Here is a 3,727-nt window from a genome sequence, read left to right on the forward strand (position 1 = left end):
AAGCATAAATACTTAGTAGAAAAATAGGCTTTTCGAGGGTAATTCTTGTTTTAATTCTCCATGTACGCGGTCTTTAAAAGCCTCTATTTCGTTCCAAGACACGATTAAGAGTGGCTTTTAGGCTAAGTATAATTACTCATTGCGTAAGTGAGATGCTCCCCTCGGAGATCGGAGCTGCCTTTTTACTGAAAAAGCTCCCCACACCCCACTTCCCCACACCCCACACCCCACACCCCACAGTGTCAGGAACCCTGGGAGGAGGATTAAGGTCAACTGGGAACATTGATTTTAAAAAATCGGTGATCATGTTATCCTCTGAATGTGTTGTGTGAGGAAAGGAATCGGCCATGGTAGCGTCTCTATCGTATCAAAATGGGCAAAAAGCTCGATCGCATCCCCTGTTATCCTTAGGGGGTTTGATTGAATTACCGCCATCCCCCCTGTTTGGCACGGACGGAATTCGCGGCCAAGTGGGAGAATTATTAACTGCCCCCCTAGCGCTACAAATCGGATTTTGGGCGGGACAGGTATTAAAAAATCAAGCTGGTGTCACCAAACCAGTAATTATCGGTCAAGATTCGCGTAATTCCAGTGATATGTTAGCCAATGCTATCACTGCGGGTTTAACTTGGGCGGGAATAGAAGTCTGGCAACTGGGATTATGTCCCACTCCCTGCGTCGCCTATTTAACCAGAGAAAGCGAAGCGATGGGGGGGATCATGATTTCTGCCAGTCATAATCCTCCTGAAGATAACGGCATTAAATTTTTTGACGGCAGCGGTTTAAAATTATCTGGCAGTTTAGCGGCACAGATAGAAGCGGGTTTAAGAGGCAATTTAGAATTAGCAGATAAACCGGAAAATTGGGGAAAAGCGACTTTTTGTCCCGAATTAATCCAAAAATATGGTCAAGCTGTCATTGATTCCGTCGGGAAGGATATGAACCTATCGGGATTAAAAATAGTTTTGGATCTAGCTTGGGGGGCAGCCGTTAACCTAGCACCTTTAGTGTTCCAAACCTTGGGGGCGGAAGTTATCTGCCTACACGATCGAGCCGATGGCGATCGCATTAACGTTAATTGTGGTTCTACCCATTTAGAAAGCCTACAGGCGGCGGTGATTAATCAGCAAGCGGATTTAGGGTTTGCCTTCGATGGCGATGCCGATCGAGTCTTGGCCGTGGATAGTCAAGGTAGAGTAGTAGATGGCGATTATATCCTCTATTTTTGGGGTCGTTCCCTCTTAGAAGCCGGACAGCTACCCGATGGGTTATTAGTAGCCACGGTGATGGCTAATTTAGGTTTTGAACGCGCTTGGCAAAAACTGGGGGGTCAATTCTTGCGGACTGCCGTGGGCGATCAGCACGTTCAGGCGCAAATGTGGGAAACTGGAGCCATGCTAGGGGGTGAACAATCTGGTCATATTCTCTGCCATCATTACGGGGTTTCTGGGGATGGAATGCAAACCGCCCTACATTTAGCGGCTTTAGTGCAGAAATCGGCGGTTTCCTTGGCTAATTTAGTCGATCATAGCTTTGTCACCTATCCGCAGATTTTACGCAATGTGCGGGTGGAAGATAGAGAAGTGCGACGTAATTGGCAGCAATGTGAACCTTTACGGCGGGAAATCCGCCAAGCTGAGACAGCCATGGCAGAAAAAGGCAGAATTTTGGTGCGAGCTTCCGGGACAGAACCGTTAATTCGGGTGATGGTGGAAGCAGAAACCCTAGAATTAGCCAATTTTTGGACAGAAAGGCTAGTGGCAGCGGTGCGAAGCTATCTTTTGTAGTCGATCGAGGGGGACAGGGATTATAATGCCCTTAGCGTAGCGTAGCAAGGCCTAATTATGACCGGACTAAGTATTGATCGCCAGAAAAAAAAGAATAAACAAGGCCAAACAAAAGCTGATAGTCCCCCGCTTAACATCAAAGAGAAACTTGCCCTCAAAAAAGAAGAAAGGCAAAGGAAACAAAAGTTAACGGGGTTGATTATTTTTGCTATTTGTGTAGCAATTTTGCTCGGATTACCCCTCAGCTTATTATTTGATGCCACGATAGGAGCTGCAGTAAGTTTAGCCTTAATTTTAGTAGTTTTCTCCTTTAGCTATCCTCGCATGGCTCTTTGGGCATTTATTATCTATGTCCCCTTCACTGGCACTATTATCTATTGGTTGGGCGGTAATCAAATCCTACAAATCAGTAAAGATATCTTTTATCTACCCGCTTTAATCGCCTTAGTTTTAGAATGTCGAAAAAAGCAATTACCGATTATTGTCCCCAAACAATTAGGTACAACCCTATTATTAATCTTTGTTTTCTGTGTAGTCTGTCTATTAGCCGTCAATTTACAGAGACAATTTCTGCCTACTTGCGATTCCGTGGCTGGGATGAGTATCTTTAGGGATGGTCGTTTGCGCGGGATTCCCTGTCGGGAAAGTGAGACTTTTCTGCAAGGAATATTAGGATTCAAAGTTTTGCTGGGTTATGTCCCCTTGATCTTCTGCACTTATTACTTAATCAAAGACAAAGCGACCCTATTATTTTTTGGTCGTCTTTTAGTGACTTTAGCGATTATTTGTTGTGTCCTAGGACTAATGCAATACTGGATGCTGAAAACCGGTCGTTGTGTAGGAACTAGAGGCTTTGTAGCTGATGCACTATTCAAAGCCCACTTAGATGCAAGGTGTTTGGTTGGTGGGGCATTAGTGTATAGTCCGGAAGTGAATATGATCCGCCTACCGGGTACCTTTGTTTCTCCCTGGCACTGGGCTTGGTTTTTGGTCTCTAGTGCCGTAGTTTGTTATGCCAGTGCCTTTAGTGAAATTTCCCAAAAATGGCGACTAGCAGCCCTAGTGGGTTTAACCCTAGTTTTTATTAATGCAGTGGTCTCTGGGCAAAGATTAGCTTTCTTTGCTGTACCGATGATTATTGGTCTGATGACGATTCTTACGGGACAAATCGCTAACTTAAAAAGATTTTTGCCGATCATTTTTGCCGCCGCTTTACTTCTAGCTATCGGTTTTTCTTTCCTTAACCCCGATTTTGTCCAACAACGCTACGATAGTGCCATCAGCCGTTGGCAACAAGCTCCCCCCACCGCTTTTATTCAAGAACAGTTGGATTTTGCTATCCGTAATCAGGGCGGTATTTTAGGTCGTGGACTTGGTGTGGCCACTTCTGCTGCTAGGGTTTTCGGTGATATTTCCTTTGTGGAAACCTATCACACTAAAGTTTTATTCGAGTTGGGATACATTGGTTTTGCCTTGTACATGATATTCATGACCCATCTAGTTTATCTGGCCTTCCGCACCTATCGTTCCCTCAAAGATCCCACTCTGCGAGGTTTTGCCGGTAGTTATTGGGTTTTGCTGCTCTTTGTTGCCTATCTTCCCTATTGGTATGCCCTCGATACGGATCCTGTGGGCGTTTATTACTGGATATTTGCGGGCGTAATTTTTAGATTACCCGTGATCGAAAAACAGGAAAAAGAAGCCAAAATTCTGGCGGGGGAAACCGCCACAAAATCCTCCAAAAAGGGCTTAAATTTTAAACGCAAAGGTGTTTCTTTAGCTTGAAATATGGGTGTTGGTGATTTCAGTTATCAGTTATCAGTTATCAGTTATCAGTTATCAGTTATCAGTTATCAGTTATCAGTTATCAGTTATCAGTTATCAGTTATCAGTTATCAGTTATCAGTTATCAGTTATCAGTTATCAGTTATCAGTTATCA

Annotated in this window: 2 protein-coding genes; both read left to right on the plus strand. The window is 44.2% G+C overall.

Going from position 1 to position 3,727, the window contains the following annotated elements; genetic code table 11:
• Positions 1 to 347 precede the first annotated feature (347 nt).
• Positions 348 to 1,787 carry a phosphoglucosamine mutase gene (gene glmM, locus IM509_RS04480; RefSeq protein WP_052276937.1) on the plus strand — a complete coding sequence of 480 codons (1,440 nt, stop codon included), beginning with the start codon at positions 348 to 350 and terminating at the stop codon, positions 1,785 to 1,787.
• 57 nt (positions 1,788 to 1,844) lie between these two features.
• The gene (hpsL, locus tag IM509_RS04485) at positions 1,845 to 3,572 is read left to right on the plus strand and encodes a hormogonium polysaccharide biosynthesis protein HpsL (RefSeq protein WP_185237549.1); all 1,728 of its coding nucleotides are present in this window, start codon (positions 1,845 to 1,847) and stop codon (positions 3,570 to 3,572) included.
• Positions 3,573 to 3,727 lie beyond the last annotated feature (155 nt).

It is taken from the genome of Microcystis sp. M31BS1 (assembly GCF_020245285.1).
Lineage (GTDB): Bacteria > Cyanobacteriota > Cyanobacteriia > Cyanobacteriales > Microcystaceae > Microcystis > Microcystis panniformis.

What these genes read in the sequence shown, in the direction of transcription:
- glmM (WP_052276937.1), top strand. Translation starts at nt 348, where the DNA reads ATGGTAGCGTCTCTATCGTATCAAAATGGGCAAAAAGCTCGATCGCAT.
- hpsL (WP_185237549.1), top strand. Translation starts at nt 1,845, where the DNA reads ATGACCGGACTAAGTATTGATCGCCAGAAAAAAAAGAATAAACAAGGC.